The organism is Dyadobacter endophyticus, assembly GCF_014641595.1.
Taxonomy (GTDB): Bacteria; Bacteroidota; Bacteroidia; order Cytophagales; family Spirosomataceae; genus Dyadobacter; species Dyadobacter endophyticus.
The window spans coordinates 463,400-484,635 of record NZ_BMIA01000002.1; the positions used below are offsets into that span (position 1 = coordinate 463,400).

16 protein-coding genes are annotated in these 21,236 nt (G+C 50.8%); 3 read left to right on the forward strand and 13 right to left on the reverse strand.

Translation table 11 applies throughout. From position 1 onward, the window contains the following. Window positions 1-3: 3 nt before the first annotated feature. The 6 genes from IEY24_RS14090 to IEY24_RS14115 form a co-directional block, all read right to left on the reverse strand. Window positions 4-2,187 carry an outer membrane protein assembly factor BamB family protein gene (locus tag IEY24_RS14090; protein ID WP_188933079.1) on the reverse strand — a complete coding sequence of 728 codons (2,184 nt, stop codon included), beginning with the start codon at window positions 2,185-2,187 and terminating at the stop codon, window positions 4-6. Window positions 2,188-2,217: 30 nt separating this feature from the next. Then, window positions 2,218-4,449 (reverse strand): DUF7133 domain-containing protein, encoded by a 2,232-nt coding sequence (locus IEY24_RS14095; RefSeq protein WP_188933081.1) that lies wholly within the window; start codon window positions 4,447-4,449, stop codon window positions 2,218-2,220. A 26-nt stretch (window positions 4,450-4,475) separates the two neighbouring features. Next, entirely contained in the window at window positions 4,476-6,983 is a 2,508-nt protein-coding gene (locus IEY24_RS14100) for a glycoside hydrolase family 95 protein (protein WP_188933083.1), read from the reverse strand. Between the two features lie 228 nt (window positions 6,984-7,211). Then, on the reverse strand, window positions 7,212-7,715 hold the full coding sequence (locus IEY24_RS14105; RefSeq protein ID WP_188933085.1) for a DUF6169 family protein: 504 nt from the start codon (window positions 7,713-7,715) through the stop codon (window positions 7,212-7,214). A 271-nt stretch (window positions 7,716-7,986) separates the two neighbouring features. Next, window positions 7,987-9,225: an RNA polymerase sigma factor gene (locus IEY24_RS14110; protein WP_188933086.1), complete on the reverse strand. Its 1,239-nt coding sequence runs from the start codon at window positions 9,223-9,225 to the stop codon at window positions 7,987-7,989. Window positions 9,226-9,285: 60 nt separating this feature from the next. Continuing rightward, window positions 9,286-9,627 (reverse strand): YciI family protein, encoded by a 342-nt coding sequence (locus IEY24_RS14115; RefSeq protein ID WP_188933088.1) that lies wholly within the window; start codon window positions 9,625-9,627, stop codon window positions 9,286-9,288. 178 nt (window positions 9,628-9,805) lie between these two features. Here IEY24_RS14115 and IEY24_RS14120 point away from each other — a divergent pair, with 178 nt between their 5' ends. Next, the gene (locus IEY24_RS14120) at window positions 9,806-10,987 is read left to right on the forward strand and encodes a DUF748 domain-containing protein (protein ID WP_188933090.1); all 1,182 of its coding nucleotides are present in this window, start codon (window positions 9,806-9,808) and stop codon (window positions 10,985-10,987) included. On the opposite strand, the gene IEY24_RS14125 is transcribed toward IEY24_RS14120, so the two are convergent. From IEY24_RS14125 to IEY24_RS14135, 3 genes are all read right to left on the reverse strand, one after another. Beyond that, window positions 10,988-11,470: a low affinity iron permease family protein gene (locus tag IEY24_RS14125; RefSeq protein WP_188933092.1), complete on the reverse strand. Its 483-nt coding sequence runs from the start codon at window positions 11,468-11,470 to the stop codon at window positions 10,988-10,990. 47 nt (window positions 11,471-11,517) lie between these two features. Then, the gene (locus tag IEY24_RS14130; RefSeq protein WP_188933094.1) at window positions 11,518-12,690 is read right to left on the reverse strand and encodes an FG-GAP repeat domain-containing protein; all 1,173 of its coding nucleotides are present in this window, start codon (window positions 12,688-12,690) and stop codon (window positions 11,518-11,520) included. 164 nt (window positions 12,691-12,854) lie between these two features. Then, entirely contained in the window at window positions 12,855-15,710 is a 2,856-nt protein-coding gene (locus IEY24_RS14135; RefSeq protein ID WP_188933096.1) for a PVC-type heme-binding CxxCH protein, read from the reverse strand. A 205-nt stretch (window positions 15,711-15,915) separates the two neighbouring features. Between IEY24_RS14135 and IEY24_RS14140 the strand changes: the two genes are divergently transcribed. Both IEY24_RS14140 and IEY24_RS14145 read left to right on the forward strand, forming a co-directional pair. Beyond that, complete coding sequence (locus IEY24_RS14140; RefSeq protein WP_229222279.1) at window positions 15,916-16,290, forward strand: Xre family toxin-antitoxin system antitoxin; 375 nt, start codon at window positions 15,916-15,918, stop codon at window positions 16,288-16,290. Window positions 16,291-16,293: 3 nt separating this feature from the next. After that, window positions 16,294-16,776, forward strand: coding sequence for an RES family NAD+ phosphorylase (locus IEY24_RS14145; protein ID WP_188933100.1), 483 nt, complete (start codon window positions 16,294-16,296; stop codon window positions 16,774-16,776). Between the two features lie 2 nt (window positions 16,777-16,778). Here IEY24_RS14145 and IEY24_RS14150 read toward each other — a convergent pair whose 3' ends face one another. From IEY24_RS14150 to IEY24_RS14165, 4 genes are all read right to left on the reverse strand, one after another. Then, window positions 16,779-17,147, reverse strand: coding sequence for an iron chaperone (locus tag IEY24_RS14150; RefSeq protein ID WP_188933102.1), 369 nt, complete (start codon window positions 17,145-17,147; stop codon window positions 16,779-16,781). 91 nt (window positions 17,148-17,238) lie between these two features. After that, entirely contained in the window at window positions 17,239-17,913 is a 675-nt protein-coding gene (locus IEY24_RS14155) for a response regulator transcription factor (RefSeq protein ID WP_188933104.1), read from the reverse strand. A gap of 3 nt (window positions 17,914-17,916) precedes the next feature. Next, the gene (locus tag IEY24_RS14160; protein WP_188933106.1) at window positions 17,917-19,389 is read right to left on the reverse strand and encodes a sensor histidine kinase; all 1,473 of its coding nucleotides are present in this window, start codon (window positions 19,387-19,389) and stop codon (window positions 17,917-17,919) included. Window positions 19,390-19,473: 84 nt separating this feature from the next. Then, a complete protein-coding gene (locus tag IEY24_RS14165) occupies window positions 19,474-21,117 on the reverse strand; it encodes a hypothetical protein (RefSeq protein WP_188933108.1) in 1,644 nt (547 codons plus the stop codon). Between the last annotated feature and the right edge of the window lie 119 nt (window positions 21,118-21,236).

Genomic DNA, 21,236 nt, shown 5'->3' on the forward strand with positions numbered 1-21,236 from the left:
GTGTTATTTCAATGCAAAAGCGATGTAATTCCCGCCGATCCTCTGTCCGCGGCCACCACCGGCTGCGATCACAATGTATTGCTTCCCGTCGATCTGGTAGCTGATCGGCGTTGCGAACCCTCCGGCTGGCAGCTGGTATTCCCAGACGGTTTTACCCGTTTTCTTATCGAATGCGCGGATTTTCTCGTCTTTGGTACCGGCTATGAATACTAATCCGCCGGCCGTTACAAGCGGGCCACCGTAGCTATCGGTGCCAGTGATCGGGATGCCTTTTTTACTCAGCTCCGGGTATTCGCCGAGCGGCACGCGCCAGAGGTATTCTCCGGTATTCAAATCGATTGCATTCAATGTGCCCCATGGTGGTTTTACACCGGGATAACCGTCCTGATCGGTGAAGCGCTGCCAGGTTTTGCTCACATAGGCGGGCATGTACGGGAAGCCGTCCTTATTAGCGGGCCTATTAGTCGCGTTAGCCGTTTTCAAGGGCAGTGAACTTGCTTTTTCACGGTTCAAAAGAAAGTCAATCAATGCATCGTGCTCCTTGTCCGACAAATGCCCGAACGACGGCATTCGGCCGCTACCGGTTTTGAGAACGCCTTTGATCTGCGCGGGACTTAGTTTTTTACCAATATCTGCCAATGCAGGCAGTTCCGGTCCGCTGCCTTTCCGGTCCTGACCATGACAGGCGGCGCAGTTTGCCAGATACAGCGAGTTACCCAATGTGCGTGGCGCCTCCGATTTCTTTTGTGCCGCATCCACCATAATCAGTTCCCAGGGCTCTTCATTTACATTCTGGTAAAAAACGCCGTCGGGATCGACCGCATTACCGCCCCATTCGGCACCGCCACTGTAACCGAACAGCAATGTGCCCGTCGTGCTGGGGGGAGCGAATTTGTGGTCTGTTTTGATTTTGGAATAACGCTCCTTCACGTAGGCATGCGCCTCCGGGGAAATATCTGTAATATCCGCTTCGGTAAACACCTGCCGGGAAAGCGGCGCGGGTTTTAACGGAAATTTTTGCGTCTGGTAAGGATGCTCACCGGGGAGGCCATTAACCGGTACTTTGCGCTCTTCCACAGGAAAAATGGAGATGCCCTTATCGCGGTCGAGCACGTAAACGAGGCCGTCTTTCGTGCTTTGAACTACCACATCTACCTTTTTGCCATTGTGCGAGATAGTGGTCAAATTCGGCGGGCTTGGGTGGTCGCGGTCCCAAAGGTCGTGGTGGATGGTTTGGTAATGCCATTTCCGTTTGCCGGTTTCCGCATCGAGGGCCATAATACAGTTGGCAAACAGGTTGCTGCCCTTGCGGGCGCCGCCGTAGAAGTCGGAGGCCGGGGATCCTGTACCAAAATACACCACACCCCGCTTTTCATCGAGGCTCATGCCGCTCCAATTGTTGGTAGCGCCGATCTTTTTGTAAGCGTCCCTGGGCCAGGTCTCGTAGCCATATTCACCGGGCTGAGGTATTGTATGAAAAACCCATTTCAATTTCCCCGTTACCACGTCAAATGCACGAACGTGCCCCGGCGCAGCGTCGCCGGATTCGGAAACCGCCGAGCCAAGGATCAATGTATTTTTAAAAACAATCCCCGGGCTTGTCGCATTCACCGAGAGTTTGCTCACATCGTGGTCCAGGCCCGTTTGCAAACCGGCATGAATATCCGTTCTGCCTTCTTTTCCGAAACGCTTGACAATCTCGCCCGTAACCGCATTCACCGCGTACAGGCTCGATCCGACCGTATAGAGTATACATTTATCGTTCCCATTTTCCCAATAAACCACGCCCCTGTTGGAATTGAGGCGGTCATCCTTCAATGGCTCGAATTTCCAGATCTGCTCACCGGTACCGGCTTTCAATGCAAACAGTTTCAACTCCGGCGTCGTACCGTACAAAATGCCATTCACAACGATCGGCTGACATTGAATGGCGCGGTTGCGCTGGCGGCCGGGGTTCGCAGGATCCGGCTTCTCGGAAGCGTCGTACATCCAGGCTACCTGCAAGTTCTGAACGTTACCAACATTGATCTGGTCTAGCGGCGAGTAGCGGTTACCTGCCTTGTTACCGCCATAATTCGGCCAGTCGGAATCCGGAGCCCCCAACATCATGGCTACACACAATGCACCCACCGACAAGCCAATGCCCTTTTTCCAAAGCGCCGACCACAAAAACTGCTCGCTTCCCATTAATTTCAGTGTTTCGGTTTAAAGTTTCAGTTACTGAATCGACAGCTCGTTCAGCGTATATGCCTTGTCGCGCGATACCGTTTGTTCACGGATCGTTTTCACGTCCGCAGGACGCACGGGCGGTGAATTGGTGAACTCATGGCGCACATAGCTGAGCACCGAAGCGATCCATTCGTCGTCGTTATCCTTCATGGAAGGCATTTCCGTTGGATAACTATTGCCTTCGATCGGCCCCGACAAGCCGTGAAGCAGGATACGCACCGAGGCATTGGTATTGTTTCTGTTCAGCCTTCGCGAACCGGTCAGCGGCGGGGCGGTTTTGCTCATCAGCCCCTTTCCGTCGGCCCCGTGGCAAGTCGCGCAAAGCGATTTATAGATCACCGAGCCGTTCACCACAAGCGCCCTGTCGGGGGCATCCAGCCGTCCCAGCTTCATCCCGAATTTCTTGGCATCTTCATTCTTTTCGACGCTCCGTTGCGCCCGCGCCAGCACCTCCGCGCCGTTTGCATTCCTTACAATATCACCAGCTAATGCCTTCGCTTTGGGTGACTCGCTGTATGCCAGTGAGAATATCAGCTGCATGCGCACATCGGCCACAGGATCGGACTTTAATGCCGCCAGCGTTTCGATCATCGCGTCGTTCTTTTTCAAATAGGGCTCCATCATACGAACAGCGGCTTTTCTGATCTCGAAGTCGCTATCTTTCAACGCACGGCTAATGCTCGTTTGATCCAATGCATTCAACCCTTCGAGCGTCCATAATGCGTGCAATCGCGCGAGCGCCGAAGGTGACGGGATCGCCTCGTTACCTTCACCCGCCGCAATGGCTTTGAGCAGTGGTACCACCGATTGGTCATTGCGCACGATCAGTTCCTTCTGCGCATTGTCACGCCACCAACCGTTGGCATGCCCCAGATAGCTCACCAGTTTTTTGGAATTTTCGTCCAGCATTTTGGGCTTGGGGCCAGGTGCCATTCCATCGTATACAAGTCGGTAAATGCGTCCATGCTGGATGTTTTTATCAAGGCCCAGCCGCTTGATCTGCGGGCGCAGGTAGCTTTTCGGTCCGGTCCAGTTGCCTTCCTGAATGATCCCCCGGTTCATATCGACGATGTACAGGCAGCCATCCGGTCCGGTGTACATATTCACCGCGCGGAAGTTCATGTCGGTAGAAGCAATGAATTCTTCGTTCTGATAGGCATTTTCCAACGTGATTTTACCATTTCTGTTGGTCACTTTCGCACGCCGGATAAGCCGTCCTACCGGCTCGCTGATCAGCAAGTCGCCTTGCAAATCGGCGGGAAGCCGGTCACCGCGGAATACCACCTGCCCGCAACTGGCTGTAAAATGGTTCAGCGTCGTATCGGGCCTCAGGCGCTTCAAGCCGCCTTCTACGTCAGGGGTTTTGATGATCGGCCAAACTTCATTGAATTCTTCTTTGTACTGGTCATTAAACTCCATCCGGCCATAGATTGGGTTGATCTGAAAGCCTAAGGCAGGTGTTTCGCCTCCTGCCGACGAGAAATACAAACGGCCATAATTGTCGTGGGTAAGCCCCCATTGCCCGCTGGAACCGCTGGGAATGGAGTCGGGTTTTAAAATCCCGTTGGCATACCGGAAACGCACCGCATCGACGGCCATGTAAATCCAGTTATCTACGTTCCAGTCGAGACCGCTGCGCTGGTGTTCCAGGTTTCCAGGTGCTTTCTTGTCGGGAGTGTAAACCGGGCGCCTCTCGTCGGCAATGCCATCTCTGTTGGTGTCTTTATAACTATAAACATTGTAGGTATCCGTCTCGTTGACCAGCAATTCATTGCCTACACACAGCAACATTCTAGGCAGAAGCATTTTATCGATAAACACCGAACTCTTGTCCATTTTGCCGTCATTATCGGTGTCTTCGAGCAGCATTACCCGGCTTGTGGGGGCGTGCTCGTCGGTGCCCTCCACGTCCTGCATATACGTATTGAGCTCGGCCACGTACATGCGCGCATTGCCATCCCACGCAATCGCCACCGGTTCGTGGATCATCGGCTCGCTTGCCACCAGTTCGAGATGGTAGCCTTTGGGCAATTTGAATGTTTTGATACTCTGCTCGGGTGTGAGGTGCGCGGGTGAAGGGTTGTCGGTAAATGCCGGAATCGCGCCAACCGATGCGTCGGTTGTGCGCAGCATTTCGTTTTTGGAACCGTTTTGCTTCGATACCTGGCAGGTAACCAGTGTAGCGGCGAGCAATCCGGCGATCCATATCTTCTTGTTCATGATGAGAGGTTTAATAGGGGTTAGGATTAGCGGGTAAATGTGTAAGTTTTCCCTTTTTCAGTCTTGAAATCATACAAAGCCGTTTCTGGTAGCTTTGTAGGAGCCATTTTCGCATCCGGAGAGACTATTGGCTTTGGAATATCAAGCATTTGATAAAATGGATTGCTGTTTGTGCTCCCGTCAGTGGCGAGCGCCAGGGCATTGCCTTTCAGCACATTCGGGAGCCTTAACCGGCAATTTCCGCCGAGGTTTGACTTGATCACCAGTTTTGAAACTTTTCCTTCCTTCCATTCCAATGACACGATTTCAAAACCGCCGCGTGCACGCAAGCCGCTGATCGACCCGTTTTTCCAGCTATCGGGAATCGCGGGGAGCAAATGAATGGCACCATCATGGCTTTGCAGGAGCATTTCGGCAATACCGGCCGTGCAACCGAAGTTACCGTCGATCTGGAACGGCGGGTGGGCATCGAAAAGGTTGGTATAGGTTCCGCCACCGCCTTTTTTCCCGGGGGCATTTACAGGTGACAGCTGATCGGTAATGAGCTTATAGGCACGGTTGCCGTCGAGGAGGCGGGCCCACCAGTTCACCTTCCAGCCCATCGACCAACCGGTAGAAACATCGCCGCGGTGTTCCAGGGAGGTCCTGGCGGCACTGAAAAGCTCCGGCGTACGGTATGCCGAAAGCTGGTGCGAGGGATACAATCCATATAAATGCGAAATATGGCGGTGCTTATCCTCGGGGCTGTCGAGGTCTTCGAGCCACTCCTGCAACTGCCCGAACTTCCCTACCTGCATCGGCGGCAACTGGGAACGTTTGGCTTTCAATGTATTTACAAAATCGGCATCCGTTCCCAATGCTTCCGCGGCGCGGATAGTGGCTGTGAAAATATCATACACGATCTGGTTATCCATGGTATTCCCCGCCCCGATCGTCGTTTTCGGGCGGCTAGCCGGAGCATTCTCCGGCGACATACCAGGCACCACCACCAACCACTGATGTGTGGGCTCGGGCACCAGGAAATCGACAAAGAATTGCGCTGATCCCTTCAAAGCCGGATACACCGATTTGAGGTATTCCTTATCACCCGAATAGCAATATTTTTCCCACAAATGCGTGCTTAACCACGCTCCGCCCATCGGCCACATGGCGTAGAAAATCGGGTCTACCGGGCCCGTAATGCGCCACAAATCGGTATTATGGTGTGCCAGCCAGCCCTTCGCTCCGTACATGACACGTGCCGTCTCCTGCCCGGTAACAGACAACTCCTTCACCATTTTTACCAATGGCTCGTGCAGCTCCGTCAGGTTGGTGACCTCGGCGGGCCAGTAATTCATTTCGGTGTTGATATTGATGGTATACTTGCTGCCCCACGGCGGGTTCATTTGCTGGTTCCAGATACCCTGCAAATTGGCCGGTTGCCCAACAGGCATTCCGTTTCCGCCCGGCTGCGATGAAGAGATCAGCAAATACCGGCCGAACTGGAAGTATAACGCCACCAGCTGCGGATCGTGCCCGGCTGAAAACTTTTCAACGCGCTCGTCCGTTGGCAGCTGCATCGCCTCGGATCTCCCCAAATCGAGCTTTACGCGGTTGAAATAGTGCTGATAGGCGGCAATATGGCTTTTGAGGATTGTGGCAAAAGGCTTCGCCGCCGCTTTGTTCAGATACTGGTCCGCTTTGATCTGCGGATCAGCCGTGAGCGTTTTATAATCGACAAAATTGGTCGCAATGGAAATGTAAATCGTAGCTGCATTGGCCTTGCTGACCGTCAGCGAAGTATCTCCTGCGCTCAATTGCCCGCCCTCGTGCGCTACATGCACGTGCGCACGAAACACGACCTGCCCTTTGACGCCTTCCTTATCTCCGCTAACCCCCGCAAAAATCATCCTTCCTCCTTTCTCCATCTTCCTTTCTCCCTTCTGCGGACTGTTCAGAAACGAGGTAAATGTCAGTTTCCCAGGCTTATCCGCCGTGAGACGGATCGCGATGATCTGGTCGGGCACCGAGGCAATGACTTGCCGGGTGTACTTTACACCGTCGACGGTGTAGGAAGTGGTGGTAACGGCCTTCTCGATATCCAGTTCACGATAGTAATCCGCGAACTTGTCGTGGCCGGGGAAATCGATATTCAAATTACCGACGGGCTGGTACATCATCCCGTTCGTGGTTTTCGACTCGATTTTCTCTGCGGCGAGATTGGCGGCCTCATTGTGTTTCCCTTCGAAAATCAGTTTTCGTACCTCTGGCAATGCAGCGAGGGCGTTGGGGTTGTCGTTGCGGTTGGGGCCACCTGCCCATACCGTCGATTCGTTGAGTTTGACGACCTCGTTTTCAGGGTTACCGTATACCATTGCACCCAGCCGGCCATTCCCGACAGGCAACGCGTCGGTCCAGGTCTTGCCGGCTGGTTTTTTATACCAGAGTTTCAAGGTACCCGGCGAGGCGACGCCCGGCGAGGCGACGCCCGGCGTTTGTGCAAAAGTTTGATTGGTGAAAACAAAAAGGGTCAGGCTTAGGAATAGGCGTTTCATGAAAAATTTGTTCGTGTCCATTGCGTTAAGAGGACAGAAACGAGGATTTTTAATGCTTTGGGTTGTTAAAGTTTGGTTAATCGGTGATGCCGCTGCACCAATTCAGCTCCCGTCCCGGGAGCAGCAGGGCGGCTGATTTGGCATAACGATGAGCAAATTAGGCAGGCAGGATTAACAGGGGCATTAATAAAAGCTTAATGCCGCTAGGAATTTTTGAAAAAGGTTGATCTAATCTAAAATCTTGCTGGTAACATCCGGATCAGCGCTCAGATACGCTTCACTCACCACGGAAAAGCAGCAGTTATCGATATGCATTAAAATAGATGTGTGCTTGGCTTTCCCCTCGAACATCACATCCTCATCAAGCTTGATCACACCGCTGTCTCGTTGCAGCAGATACCAGCCGTTAAACTTGCGGCGCCGACTCATCTGCTTTTTGTCATCGTCATCGCATACAAATGTGAGAATGCTATCGCGGTACAATTCAAAATGATCTTTGATGATTTTTGCTAAAGTATCCATCACGCGCGGGTCGCGTCGTCCGGTACAGCTTGACCAAAATCCAAATGTGTAGATTTCATCGGAAAGTTCCGGGAACAGAGGAAACCACGAGGCGTCGAGTACAAAATAGACGGTAAAGTCTACATCATGGTCAGTGTCAAAGTGGTAAGTTCCCGAAGCGGGATTGTGAAAATAGCTATATGGTCTTAATAAATTTGATCCCACGTGCATTCAACTCCTGGATTGTGATTTCACCTCTGAAATAGGCGTTGATCAACTCTTTGGTATTTAGAGCGTGACCAATAATGCGCCGAAACTGAACTTTCGTCGTATCTGCCTTTTGAGGAACCTCCGTATCTGTTGGCCGTGAATCTATCATAACATTCAATCCTTGACATTCAAATATACCGAATTTTGATGGATTAGAAATACCAGCTTTCCCAAGAGCAGTTCTAAACCATCCAACTCCTGTAAATAGAAATCAAACGGTAAAAACTGCGCGTTAACAAGTTTCACCAATCCTCCGAATCTTTTCCGCCAACAAAAGTCTGTCGGCTCTCGATTTTGCTAAGGATAGCGATGCATTAAAACATTCCAGCGCCTTCCTATCATCAATACCCAAATACAACTCCCCGAGCAGCGAGTGGTACAGATGGTTACCGGCCAGGTTAAGCTTCTCGGCTTCGCAGATGGCTTCGCGTTTGGAGCGGGCTTTGGCAAGGGCGTAGGTACGGTTCAGAGCCGCGATGGGTGAATATTCGAGGATGAGCAGCTGGTTGTAATATTGAAGAATATGCTCCCATTTTTCGGGCGTATCGGCTTTGATGGTGTGCCAGTACCCGATTGCGGCTTCGAGGTGATAGCGGGAGAGCTGCTGGCCGACGGAGGCGCGGTTGAGATAATTTTCGCCGCGACAGATCAGCGTGGCGTCCCAAAGGCTCTCGTCCTGGTCCTGGTACAGTACGGTTTCGCCTTGCGGATTGGTGCGCGCCTCGAAACGCGACGCGTGAAAACACATCAATGCAAGCAATGCGTTTACGGGCGGGCTGTCGGTACCAGCGTTTTCTGTCAGCATTTTCGTAAGCCACATTGCTTCGATACAAACGTCTTTGCGCAGCGTAATATCCTTTCCAGCCGAATAGAAACCTTCGTTAAAAAGCAGGTATAAGGTCTTCAAAACCGCCTCCAACCGGGATTCAATGTCGCTTTCGGCAGGGAACTCCATTTTCACCTCCTCGGTCCGCAGCTTTTCCCGGGCGCGGTAAAGCCGTTTGTTGATCGTCTCCTTGCTGGTCAGGAATGCACTGGCAATCTCGCTGATCCCGAACCCGCACAGTACATTGAGCGCCAGGCCGATCTGCGACTCGACCGGAAGGGACGGATGACAAATGGCAAACATCATCTGCAACTGGCTGTCGGTGATATTCCGGGCTGATAAGTCGATGTCGATTTCTTCCCCCGGCGGACTGCTCCTCACCACCTGACCTGTCACTTTTTCCTTAAACAGCTTGTCGCGCCGCAGGTAATCCAGCGTTTTGTTGCGTGCGACGGTATAAAGCCAGGCCACCGGGTTGTCGGGAACACCCTTGATCCCCCACATTTCGGATGCCTGCAAAAAAGTATCGCTGGCGATGTCCTGGGCGATTTCAATGTGTTCGAGGCCAAAAGTTTTGCTTAGGACGGCGGTAATCTTCCGGTATTCGGTCCTGAACAAATGCGGTATCAATTCCTGGTTTTCCATGGCATTAAAGTAAATAAGCCTTTGCTGGTTACAAAGGCTTATCGGCGTTTGGGCAAAAAACTACATCCGGATAATGGGTCTGACTTCGACATTACCGCCTGCAAACAGGATCGGACAGCCTTTTGCCATTTCGGTTGCTTCATCCAGCGACCCGGCCCTGACCATAATAAAACCGCCTACCGATTCTTTGGTCTCGATGTATGGGCCATCTGTAACGACCTGTGAGGGCCTTACCACGTTACCTTCGTTGGCAAGCCGGTTGCCGCGATCGACCAGCTTACCCTGTGCAGCGATTCCGCCGATCCAATCCATCCATTTCTGCATACTGTTTTGCAATGCTTCTGGCGACATGCCCGGCATTACCGCGGGATCATTTCTGAAAACAAACAAGAAGTCATTCATTTTGATATAAGTTTTAAGTTTTAAAGCCTGTTGACGAACAGCCTACGCGGGACTGGACAGAAGTCTGGTTTTTTTTCTAAAAAATACGAAACCTGCAAAAGCGCGCAGTTGCTTTGGTACGATTGTTTAAATGAGCCGCATGAAAAATCAAACTGGTTCATCGCAAAATATACCCTAAATGACCGACACACGCACCCATTCAAAAAAAAGGCGCACCGTCAAAATCCTGATCGGGATACTTGTCGCCATTGTGGTGATCCGGCTGATACTGCCCTATGTTATCCTTCATTTTGCAAACCGGAGCCTGGCTAATATGAACGGTTATTACGGGCATATCAACGACATTGATCTCGCTATTATCCGCGGCGCCTACAAAATCGACAGTATTTACATTAATAAAAAAGATACTGTTACCAGCAAGCAAACGCCCTTTTTTGCTTCAAAAGTAATCGATCTGTCGATAGAATGGAAGGCGTTGCTCAAAGGATCCATTGCCGGTGAGCTGGTGTTCCAGGGGCCTTTTTTGTTGTTTACCAAAGATATCGTCGAACCGAAGGAGGTCGTGAGAGACTCGGCTGATTTCCGGAAGGTACTCGACAAGTTTATGCCGCTGAATATCAACCGGTGCGAGTTGCGTGACGGCAAAATCCAGTACAAGGACTTCGGATCGACGCCCAAAGTGGATATCGCCATGACCAACCTGCATTTGCTCGCCCAGAACTTGCGGAATAGTTACGATTCGACGGCCGTCCTTCCCGCGAGCATTCACGCTACCGCAGACGTGTACGAGGGCAAGCTGCGGTTCGACGCAAAGCTCAATCCGCTCGCCGACGCTCCGACCTTCGATATGAGCGCCGAACTAAACAATACGAACCTCGTCAAACTGAATGATTTCTTTCAGGCCTATGCCAAAGTGGATGTCAACGACGGCCGCTTCGGGCTGTATACGGAAGTGGCGGCAAAGGATATGGAATTTAAAGGCTACGTGAAGCCGGTGATCAAAAACCTGGATGTTTTGGGAAAGGAAGACCGGAAAGATAATTTGCTCCAAAAACTATGGGAAGCGGTTGCCGGCGGGGCAGGTAAGCTGTTTGAAAATAAAAATAACGACCAGGTTGCCACCAAAGTACCATTCCAGGGCCGGCTCGACGATCCCAGGACGAATATTTGGGCGGCAATTACCAACATTCTTCAAAATGCGTTCATCCACGCTATCCAGCCCTCCATCGACAATGAGATTAGCATCGCGTCGGTGAAGGAGGATAAGAAAGAGAAGAAGACCTTTTTTCAAAAGATCTTCTCCAAGGATGATGATAAGGACAGGAAGGATAAAAAAAAGGATCAGAAAAAAGACAAATAGCTATTCCTGAGAGCCGGTATCGCCTTGTGTCAGTCCGGAAATTCCGCTGGTTTTGTGCCTGTGCAACCTCTGGGCTGCATCAATGGAATGTGACTTGTGGATATCGCTATCCTCCTCAGACATTTCGGCCAGTTTACGATAGAATTTACGCAGCACATCGAGTTCCGCTTCGCTAAGGTCTTCGATATCGACCATCCTGTTACTCGCGAATCGGCTGGCGGCAATCAGCTCGTTGAGCTTCAATTGAATGGCCTTCGAATCTTTGTTCTGTGATTTCTGGATGAGAAAAACCATCAGGAAGGTAACGATCGTAGTGCCGGTGTTGATCACCAGCTGCCAGGTATCGGAATATTTAAAGACCGGCCCGGTTACACTCCAAACCAGTATGATACCCAATGCTACGCCGAAGGCCATTGAACTACCTGTCCAGGCAGTGATGCGGGTAGCCATTCTTTCGAATAAATTGATTTTCCCTCTTTCCATAAAAAACAGTGTTGAAAAAGCAATCTCCGACCTTTGAAACTGAAAAGCTACTTCTTTATCTGATTTTCAAATAAAAAAACGCCGTTCTTGTTCGCTATGACGATATCCGGTTTATGGTCGCCATTCATATCGTGTACGGTAATGTTGAGTCCCGCGCCCGAGTCGTTGTCGATCAGGTGTTCCTTGAAATAGGGCTCTTTCTTTGATATGATTTCAAAATATAACAGCATGGCTGGATCGCTGTCGCCCGGGTCGCGGCCGTGGTGTGCGAGAAAACGCTTGCCCGTGATATATTCCTTTTTGCCGTCGCCGTTCAGGTCTGCCATGGCCGACGAATGCGTTTGCGCAGTGGTGTTGCTAATGAGGTGTGTTTTGAAGTCAATCTTACCTTCGGCCGTTTGGAGTTGCTCGTGCCACCAGATCCCTAATGCGTGCGCGGACGCGCTTAAAACGTCATTTTTACCATCCGCATTGATATCCAGCACCTGCATATGCGAACAGGGCTCGCCCAGGTTGGCGGGGTAAAAATCCCAGTTGCCCGATTTGTTGTCTTTCCGGCCTTTGAACCAACCCTCCCTCACCACGACGTCGGCAATGCCGTCCTTGTCGATATCGCCGTAACCGATGCCGTGGGAGAAGTTCTCAGTACCCGGCACATTCTCTTTGCTTAATGCGAAGCGCTGCCAACGTGTTTCGCCCTTTTTGACGGGTGCTTTTAGCCAGATGATCTGCTTTTTAGCCGGGTCGCCGCAAAGAATATCCAACCGTCCGTCACCGTCGATATCTATAAAACCGGGCGATTCATTGGAAACGCCCACCGAATCGGCGATGTAATGCTTGGACCAAACGCCTGGTTTGTTGTGCGGATTCTCGAACCAGAAAGCAGCCTTGCCGGGAAAATCGATGATAACAACGTCATCCCAGCCATCTAAATCCACATCCATTCCCAGGTTCAGGAATGAGTTGCTATATTCTTTCCTTGGATCGAACACGCGTGATGGAGCAAGTTCGTGCCTGGCCCAGGATGGGGCCTCAAACCAATAATAGCCGGCAATGATATCAACTTTCCCGTCTTTGTTCAGATCTGCAACGGCGGCTCCTTCAGAAATAAAGTCGCCCGTCAGTTTTGTCCGCTTAAAACTCCCCTCGGGTTGTGCGGCGGCAGGCACACCTGCTGTAAACAGAAGTATCAAGCAAGCATAAATACCTGAATTTGTCATGACTATCTGCTATTTAGGAGTAAAACATCATGTTTTTACAAAGCCTTACAAAACATGACTTCCGTCATATTTTCAAGTAAACTAATTCGCTTTTTTGTAGAAATATTTCATTTATTTTACTCAACGTTATTAACAAAAAGGGCTTCAATATGAAGCCCTTTTTGTTAATGGCTCATGGCCGTTCCGGTGCCGTGGTTTTCGTGCTGACCTTCAACTTTACCTACCTTGTTATAGTCTTTCAACACCTTTTTCGATTCCTCTGTCCCGATCGCTTCAACGCGCTGGATCATGTAAGGCAGCATTTTGGGGAACTGGGACTTCCCGGCAAGTTGCAAAGCACGTTTCGCATCGAGCGGTGCCAATGGTTCGGCGGCATACCACTCCAAAAGCGGCAGGTTGTGGTCGTCTTTGTCTTCGGCCTTTTGCACGAGTGCATCGAGCACATCCCAACGCTGGGCAGGATCGAGACGAAGCATTCCGGAAGTGAGATAGAGCCGCACCAGCTTCGAGTTATCCTTTTGCGCCAGGTCAACAAACTTTTTCAAAGTTTCGGGCGAAACTGATTTGTTCTCGGTCAGCAGCTGTACCGACCAGCTCCGAATGTATTCACTGTCACTTGAAAGCAAATCCGCAAGTTCTATCTCCGAGAGTCCCCTGGTAACGTGAAGTGTCCATAATGCACGGAGCTTGCGGGTTTCGTCGGGGTTTTTCGCCAGAATTTCTTTCAATGCCTTGTGTACTTTCTTATTAGGGCCACGTTCCTGTAAAATTGTACGCGCCTGACGTACGTACCACTCGTTGGGATTCAACTGGTAATTGACCAGCTCCATATCCGAGGCTTTGGACAAGTCTACCTGCACCCATTTGTCGTTGTCGTGGGTTATTTTAAATATCCGGCCCATGGTTTTGTTGTGCACATCGGGATTGGGGCTGTGGCACTGGTTTTTGTCGTACCAGTCGATCGCCCAAACTGATCCGCTTGCGTCGTATTTAAAGTTCAGCCACTGCGACCACGAATCGTTCATTGCCATGAAGTCGTTTTTATGGGTGGCTTCGTAACCGGATCCCGAGCGGGTCAAATGGTCTACATTGAGGCGTGCGCCGTTGATATTGTTCATAAAAATATCGTTGCGGTATTCCTTTGGCCAGCTGTTGCCGAGGTAAATCATCGCTCCCGCATGCGCATGTCCGCCGCCTGCCGAAGCCGAGCGGAAGTTACCCGCGTGCGGCCCCCGCTCGCCTACCCAATGCACGTGGTCGGCAATGGTTTTGATGTCGTCGTAAGTATAGGGGTTGAAATGCTTACCTGCCTGCCGCTGATAGCGCGCGCCCTGAATGATATGGTACATGTGGGGGATCACGCACACAGTAATAAACGGGTGTCCGTAATCATTAAAATCGATGCCCCACGGGTTGCTCGATCCTTCGGCAAATACCTCAAATTTGTGCGAAGTCGGGTGGTACCGCCATACGCCCGCATTGATTTTGGTCCGCTCCGAATCCGGGGCACCGGGCTTGCCTACATTCGAATGGGTAAATACACCGTGTGTGCCATAAAGCCAGCCATCCGGGCCCCAACGAAGGTTATTGAGTACTTCATGCGTGTCTTCCAATCCCCATCCGTCGAGCAGAATCTGCGGCGGCCCGGTGGGTTTGTCGTTTTTGAAATCGGCAGGGATAAACAGCAGGTTGGGCGCCGAACCCAGCCATACACCTCCCATTCCCACTTCGATACCGCTGATCAGGTTCAGGTTTTCAGCAAATACCTTGCGTTTGTCCAGCGTTCCGTCGCCATTCGTGTCTTCAAAAATCAGGATCTTGTCCCTTCCCTGGCCTTCCGGGGCGCGCACCGGGTAAGTATGGCCTTCTACGACCCAAAGCCTGCCGCGTGAATCCAAAGTGAAGCTGATCGGCCTGATAATGTCAGGTTCTGCGGCGGCAAGCGTGATTTTGAAGCCCGTCGGCGGGGTCATTGCCTTCGCCGCTTCTGTACCCGATAAACCTGCATTTAAAACAGGGTCCAGAGGGGGAAGGATAATGATATCTTTCTGTTTCAGCTCATTGGGAAAATCGGGCCGGGTTGCGTAAAAACGGAAATCATCAAAGTTGATATGGGCCCATTTGTCGTTGGCTATGTAGGGAATTTGCGAAATGCCGGTCTCATTATCGACGATCCGTATAAAAATCTCCTTGTTTAGGTAAGGTTGAAGGTCCACTACCGCTGGCTGCAATGTAGCCCTGCCCTGGCCGGTAATATGATAGATAACCTTGTTATCACCCGCCGTCACGATCTCGACACGGGTATCCTGCAATGCACCTCCCGACACGCGAAATGCGGCGAAAGGCTGTGCTACCTGGAAAGGCACGGATGTCAGCGTACCTGTTTGTTTGTAATTGAGCGTGCCGCCACTGCTCAGGAAATATTTTCCTTCGTATCCGATATTCATTTCTTTTTCATGAACCGGAGAAGGATCTGAACTGAAAAGCGCATTCGCGAATGCGTCGCCCGTTGCTGTCCAGTTTTTGAGGTCACCCGTTTCAAAACCCAGGTTTAGCTGCTGGCCGTCCTTCACCGGCAACTGACCAGCCACGGTTTCATTTGAAATAACCCCTTCTACAACCTCAAAACTACCCACCATCCCCGCAGCGCGATGCCCTGGTACGGAGCAGAAATAAGTGTCGCTCTGCTCGGCCTTGAAAGTAACGCTCGTGCTGGTACCTTTTTCGATGATCACTTTGCTTTTGATTCCGAGCTTTTCCAGCGCGATATCGTGCGTCATCAGTTCGCCATTCGTGATCGTAATCCGCACCCGATCGCCTTTATTGGCCTTCAACGTGGGGTTTCGGGAACCGTCTTTGGCAAAGAAACCCAGCATAGTCGCTTCCAGCGCGTAATCCCGATCGAATTTTTCGGCGGTCTGTGCGGTATTCGTTTTCTGCGCAAAGGTATCCTGCGCGGGGACGGTCACCATGGCCAATGCCAGTGGGACGAGCATGTGTGTCAACCTTATCATACTCATTTGTTTAGGAATTTCGGTTTCAAAAGTTGAGGAGTAAAGGAAGGCTACACTATGTTTATACTTATTGGGGTCCGGCTCGCTGTTGAAGAAAAAATTCGTCTTTATTTTTGAAAAAATTCATATATTTGAGTACTCAATCTCCTTCGTTATGAAAACCGTTGCTCAACCCGGTTCAAATTTGAAATCCAAATTCAATCACATTGACATGGACAGCAATTTTGCTATTGTGCTTTCTGCCCGGAAAGGCCTGCACACCAAAGTTTTCTACGATTTCGCGGAGGCCATCAAGATGCCTGAGAGGAGGTTGGCGGCGATCATGAACGTCTCCGCGCGTACGATCAGCAACTATAAAGAGGCGCAAAAGACTTTGGAGCCGCTTTATGGTGAGCATCTTCTGAAACTGATCGCGCTATTTGAAAAAGGCGAAGAGGTATTCGGCACCATCGACGAATTCAATTACTGGCTGCAAAAGCCTATCTGGAATTCTGCTGAAAAGCCTGCTGACTGGCTGACGACCGGCGGCGGTGTGGACTTTTTGAGTGAAGAGCTCGATAAAATGGCAGAGGGTTATCCGGCGTAAAAGATGTTGGTATTCCGGATCGTCCACAAGCTCTATGCCAATACTTTGTTCGCTTCCGGAATACGCGGGAGATGGAACAGCGCGGGCAACAAAGTGATCTACACTTCCGAAACGATCCCGCTCGCATTGCTTGAAAACCTCGTAAGACGGCAGGGCATCGGGTTCAATACGGACTTTAAAATCATGTTCATTGAAATACCCGACGACGCTATTATCGAGTCGGTCTCTGAAAGCGATCTCGAAGCCGGCTGGCGCGATCCCAACGACTATTCGCAATGTCAGCCGCCGGGGGACCGGTGGTTTACTGCATGCAAAGCGCTCGCTCTCAAAGTACCCTCCGCGGTAATGCCCCTTGCATTCAATTTTGTGATCAATACCAACCATCCCGACTACCCACGCGTGGAGCTTGTAGAGGTCACCGACCTCGTACCTGACAGCCGGATTGACGATCTTTTGAAGAAATATGCCTTCACAAAAGGCACTTAAACTTAGCTCCCCACCGCTTGACGTTCCACAATCAGCTGTTCGACGATCTTCCTGATCATCTCCACCGGTATAGGCTTGTTTAAAGGGAAATGTACCGAGCCTTTTGTCCCCTTGTAACCTGAAAGTTCACCTGAGAACAGCTGAAAGATCTTTTCGGTAACCGGGTAAAGTGCAATATGCTTTTTCCATCCGGCGAAATAAACAAGGTATTTCCCGTCTAAATTAAAAGTCGGCATATCATAGGAAATCGTCTCCACGGCCTCCGGCGCGGTGTTCCTGATCACCATGCGGACTTCCTGCAATATCTTTTGCACATTTTCCGGAAAACCGGCAATGTATTCGTCTATTGAACTGGGTTTTACGGCAGCCATGTTCTGGAATTTAGTGTCATGAAATGGATTTTATTGCTCTCTGCTTTGCTTGCCTGGCTGGCAACCGTCGTTGTGAATGCGCTGAGTTATCTCAAAGCACCAGCTTATACCCTCTTCCCCTGATATTAATAATCTGAATCTTAGGATCCTCCCGTAGGTACCGCCGCAGTTTGGTGATGAAAACATCGAGGCTCCTGCCATTGAAGAAGGAATCGTCGCCCCAGAGTTCATTGAGGACTTCGCTGCGACCGAGGACTTCGTTGCGTTGCTGGTAGAGCCGGCGGAGGAGCTCGGCTTCGCGATGAGATAACGTTACCTCCCGGTCGTCAACCGAGAGTTTTTGTTTGGCAGGGTCGAACATGTAGCGGCCGATTTTCAACGTTCCATTGGCTACTGCGCGGGAAGCGCCTACGCGCAGAAGCGCATTGATGCGCGCTATGAGTTCATCCAGACTGAATGGTTTTTTAAGATAATCGTTTCCTCCTAACTCAAAGCCACGTACCACATCGGCCGTTTGGGAACGTGCCGTCAGGAATATGATCGGTGTGATCGGGTCGTCGCGGCGGATATGCTCGGCCATCGTAAAACCGTCCATGTCAGGCATCATGATATCGGCCACGACGATATCGGGCTGGTGTTGCCGGAATTGTTCGAGCCCTTCGATCCCATTCGCGGCATAAAGCACGTCGAACCCTCTGTAAACCAGGCTATCTTTCACAATCATGCCCAGCGCGGGTTCGTCCTCTATGAATAGTACCTTGGCCATTTCTCAGAATTTTAAAACAAAAGCACTTCCTTTTCCCAGTTCACTTGCCAGGCTGATACTACCTCCGTGCTTCTCCACCACTTGCCGGACATAGGCCAGCCCGAGGCCGAAACCTTTTATCTGATGCAGGTCGCCGGTCGGGACACGGAAGAACCGGTCGAAAACCGAGGCCTGGTAAGCTTTGGGGATGCCGATCCCGTTGTCGGTGACCGTAAGCTGCCAGCCATGCGGCTCCTGTTCGTAATTGAACGATATCGTTACGCGCTCATAGGAATACTTGATCGCATTGTCGATCAGGTTGTTAATCACATTTCCAAAATGCATCCGGTCCACCTGCACCGTCGTTCCGAATGGGATATGCATGTTAAATATCACTGTTTTTGCAGCCTTGATCCTGTGGTTGGCAGCCAGTTCGCATAACATTTCGGCCAGGCTCACCGGCTCTGTCTGGAATTCAAATTCCTGCTTCTCTTCCACAGCCAGGTTCAATACTTTCTCGACCAGGTCCGACAGTCTCTGGAGGTTGTTCTGAGAAATATGGAGGTATTCTTCGGTTTTGCGGGGATCGTTCAACGCTCCGAAATGCAGCAATGCTTCCACAGCCGCCGTAACCGTCGAAATAGGCGTTTTCAGCTCGTGGGTCATGTTGTTGATGAAATCGTTCTTGATATCGGATAGCTTCTTCTGCCGCAGTATCGTTCGCAGCATGAAGACAAAACAACCAGATGTAAGCAGCAAAAGCAGCAGCGAACAACCCAGCAGCCAGCCCATTCGCCTCAGCAAATAGGGCACGGGCATCTCGAATGTAGCCTGCACAAAAATATGCCGGACCGGATTGACCGGCAGCGGTAGCGTCCTGAAACGGCCATCGTTTTCTGCATTCAGGCCATTACCGTTATAAATGATCAGGTTATCGCCTCCGGGCCTGGGGTGAATAGACAGGGTATCGATTGTGAAAGCTACGTCGATGTTTCTCCTTAACAATTCCGCACGATAGACGGAATAGATCTTGCGCAAATCCACCCGTCCGCCTTCCCTCCATTCCTGTACCACAAACCTCGAAATGCGCTGTGCGAGGGTGTCGGTCGGCGCAACAGTCACGAGGTCATTGTTGTATTGGTAATAAAAACGCGACCCGGCGCCGGCATCCGACCGCCTGACCAGTACGCGCGCTTCTTTGGGTGCTCCCCCCGGGGCTCTCCTGGCGATCCGTGGAGGTGTGTCAGGAACACGTCCGGAAGAATCATTGGAAGTAGCCTTGCCGGGACGGCCAGGACGATGTCGGCCAAGCAGGATTCGCGCATTGTCAACCTGATGCCCTTCGATAACCTGGAACAACGCATCCTGGACGGTGTTCCCAAACTGCTGCCGGTTGAGCTGATACGTGGTAAAAAGCCAATATCCCTGAAATGCATTGATCGCGACAATGCAGGCAGTCATGAGCCAGAAAATCGAGCGGATACGGCGGTTCGTCATACCGCAAAGCTAAACTTTACCGGCGGATGATTTCCTGCTCCTTAACACTATTTAACACAAAATAGTATTGATTAATAAGGCATTCTATCGAAGTAGGGAAACGGTTGGTGTTTCTTTCCGGTGGAAGATCCTGACCCCATCCAGTTCCCTCACAAACCGGTAATGCCGCCGCACATATTCCCGCACCACCGGCACTTTGTCGTGGGGCAGAAAAAGGTGGCCGCGCTCCGAGTATTCGGGGATCATCGCCTCGACGAAGATTTTGGGCTTGTTCTCCTCCATATCTTCCAGAAAATCACGTGTCCAGTTCGGAACAAGCGGCGATTTCATCGAAAAGTGAAAGGTGTGTACATCCCGGTAACCCATCGGACGCTGCGCGCGCACGAGTAACCCGTCGCGCCAGCCCCAAACAACCACCGGGTCCGACGAGCGAGTGTGTTTAACTATATGTCCCGCTACTTTTCTATCAATATCTGTCCGCTTATCGTACGCAATCTCGCCATCGAGGTATTTAAGGCTGACGGCTGTTTGCAGGATGCCTCCGAGCAACAGTATGCCTACTGCGTATTTCCGTACCATTGGCTGGCTCATCGACAGGAATAGTGCATTGAAGAGCAGCAACGGGACGAAAAGAAAGAGTTTGTAATGCTCAAAATTATTGCCCGACTGCAATACGGCGTAAATGCTCAAAAGCAGGAACAAGAAGGTAAAAACAAATGGTATCCAGTTGATTTTAAACTCGGAAATCCATCTTTTGAAGGACAAAACCGGTAATGCAATGGCCAATGTAACGAGTGTGGTAACATAAATACCGGAGCTCGTAGCATAGAAAATAAACCGAATGGCCCGGGCCGGGCTGAACCGCTCCGCAATGGGCATGGAGGAGAACTGCGTAGTGAAAGAGTAATAGAAATAGTTCCAGAAATAGTTATTCCAAAATACATCCAACTTCCCCCTCAACCCATAAAAAACATTGACAAAAATGGTCGGAAAAAGGCAGCCTGCAAGCAATGCAACTACATTCCGCCAGTCTTTCCGCTGTGCCATGGCGAATAGCAGAAATGCTCCTGTGAGCAAACCCATGGGGGCATTCTGAAATTTGGCGTAAATGAGGCTACCCAGCAATGTGCCCGTAGCTGCCGCAACTGCCGGGCTCGCCCACCGGCGGTAGAGGTACAAAAAGAACAACGCAACCCCCGCGGTGACCATGAAAATGCTGTTGTGCTCGGAATTGTATGCGGCGAAAATATGGCAAATTGTTGCGAGAAAAAGAGCTAGGCTCCAAGAAAGTGCTAAACTGATGCTTTCCCCGGCAAATAGCTTACATACCTGATACAGAAGCAATACAGTACCTGTCCAAAGAAGCAGCCCGATAATTTCGGCGCTACTGTAATCGACCGGCATACCGACCAACGAACCGACCAGCAGCGGGAATACGGTCAATGGTCGGGCATCGGTGTAGTTAAGCAACGTCCAAAGCTTATCGGGGTAATGGTTGATGGCAATGACGGAACTTAGCCAGGTACTTGTGTCGATATCATATTCTCTGCCCCGTAAAAATGGCATCCTCACGGCCCATACCAGCAGCAGCATGGCGGCGATCATAAATGCAGCGCCTTTGCCGGAAACCTTACGGTAGGGATCAGTTATACAAACCCTATAAATCCACAAAGTCGATAGGAAAAAGACAATAAACAGAAATAATTTAAAGTAGAGGCTATAAATCATTAGTTAATAGAGGGTTACTAGATTGAGTTTGCAAAACCAATATACGACCGGCCCCGCCGCAATACAATACGGAATGTGATTTTTTTTAGTTTGCGGTCCCGAAATAGCGCTTAAAAAGC

Coding starts and splice junctions, on each gene's coding strand:
- IEY24_RS14165 (WP_188933108.1), bottom strand. CDS start 21,117: ATGATTTATAGCCTCTACTTTAAATTATTTCTGTTTATTGTCTTTTTC.
- IEY24_RS14150 (WP_188933102.1), bottom strand. CDS start 17,147: ATGGCTGCCGTAAAACCCAGTTCAATAGACGAATACATTGCCGGTTTT.
- IEY24_RS14115 (WP_188933088.1), bottom strand. CDS start 9,627: ATGAATGACTTCTTGTTTGTTTTCAGAAATGATCCCGCGGTAATGCCG.
- IEY24_RS14110 (WP_188933086.1), bottom strand. CDS start 9,225: ATGGAAAACCAGGAATTGATACCGCATTTGTTCAGGACCGAATACCGG.
- IEY24_RS14105 (WP_188933085.1), bottom strand. CDS start 7,715: ATGCACGTGGGATCAAATTTATTAAGACCATATAGCTATTTTCACAAT.
- IEY24_RS14160 (WP_188933106.1), bottom strand. CDS start 19,389: ATGACGAACCGCCGTATCCGCTCGATTTTCTGGCTCATGACTGCCTGC.
- IEY24_RS14100 (WP_188933083.1), bottom strand. CDS start 6,983: ATGAAACGCCTATTCCTAAGCCTGACCCTTTTTGTTTTCACCAATCAA.
- IEY24_RS14135 (WP_188933096.1), bottom strand. CDS start 15,710: ATGAGTATGATAAGGTTGACACACATGCTCGTCCCACTGGCATTGGCC.
- IEY24_RS14130 (WP_188933094.1), bottom strand. CDS start 12,690: ATGACAAATTCAGGTATTTATGCTTGCTTGATACTTCTGTTTACAGCA.
- IEY24_RS14140 (WP_229222279.1), top strand. CDS start 15,916: ATGGACAGCAATTTTGCTATTGTGCTTTCTGCCCGGAAAGGCCTGCAC.
- IEY24_RS14145 (WP_188933100.1), top strand. CDS start 16,294: ATGTTGGTATTCCGGATCGTCCACAAGCTCTATGCCAATACTTTGTTC.
- IEY24_RS14125 (WP_188933092.1), bottom strand. CDS start 11,470: ATGGAAAGAGGGAAAATCAATTTATTCGAAAGAATGGCTACCCGCATC.
- IEY24_RS14155 (WP_188933104.1), bottom strand. CDS start 17,913: ATGGCCAAGGTACTATTCATAGAGGACGAACCCGCGCTGGGCATGATT.
- IEY24_RS14095 (WP_188933081.1), bottom strand. CDS start 4,449: ATGAACAAGAAGATATGGATCGCCGGATTGCTCGCCGCTACACTGGTT.
- IEY24_RS14090 (WP_188933079.1), bottom strand. CDS start 2,187: ATGGGAAGCGAGCAGTTTTTGTGGTCGGCGCTTTGGAAAAAGGGCATT.
- IEY24_RS14120 (WP_188933090.1), top strand. CDS start 9,806: ATGACCGACACACGCACCCATTCAAAAAAAAGGCGCACCGTCAAAATC.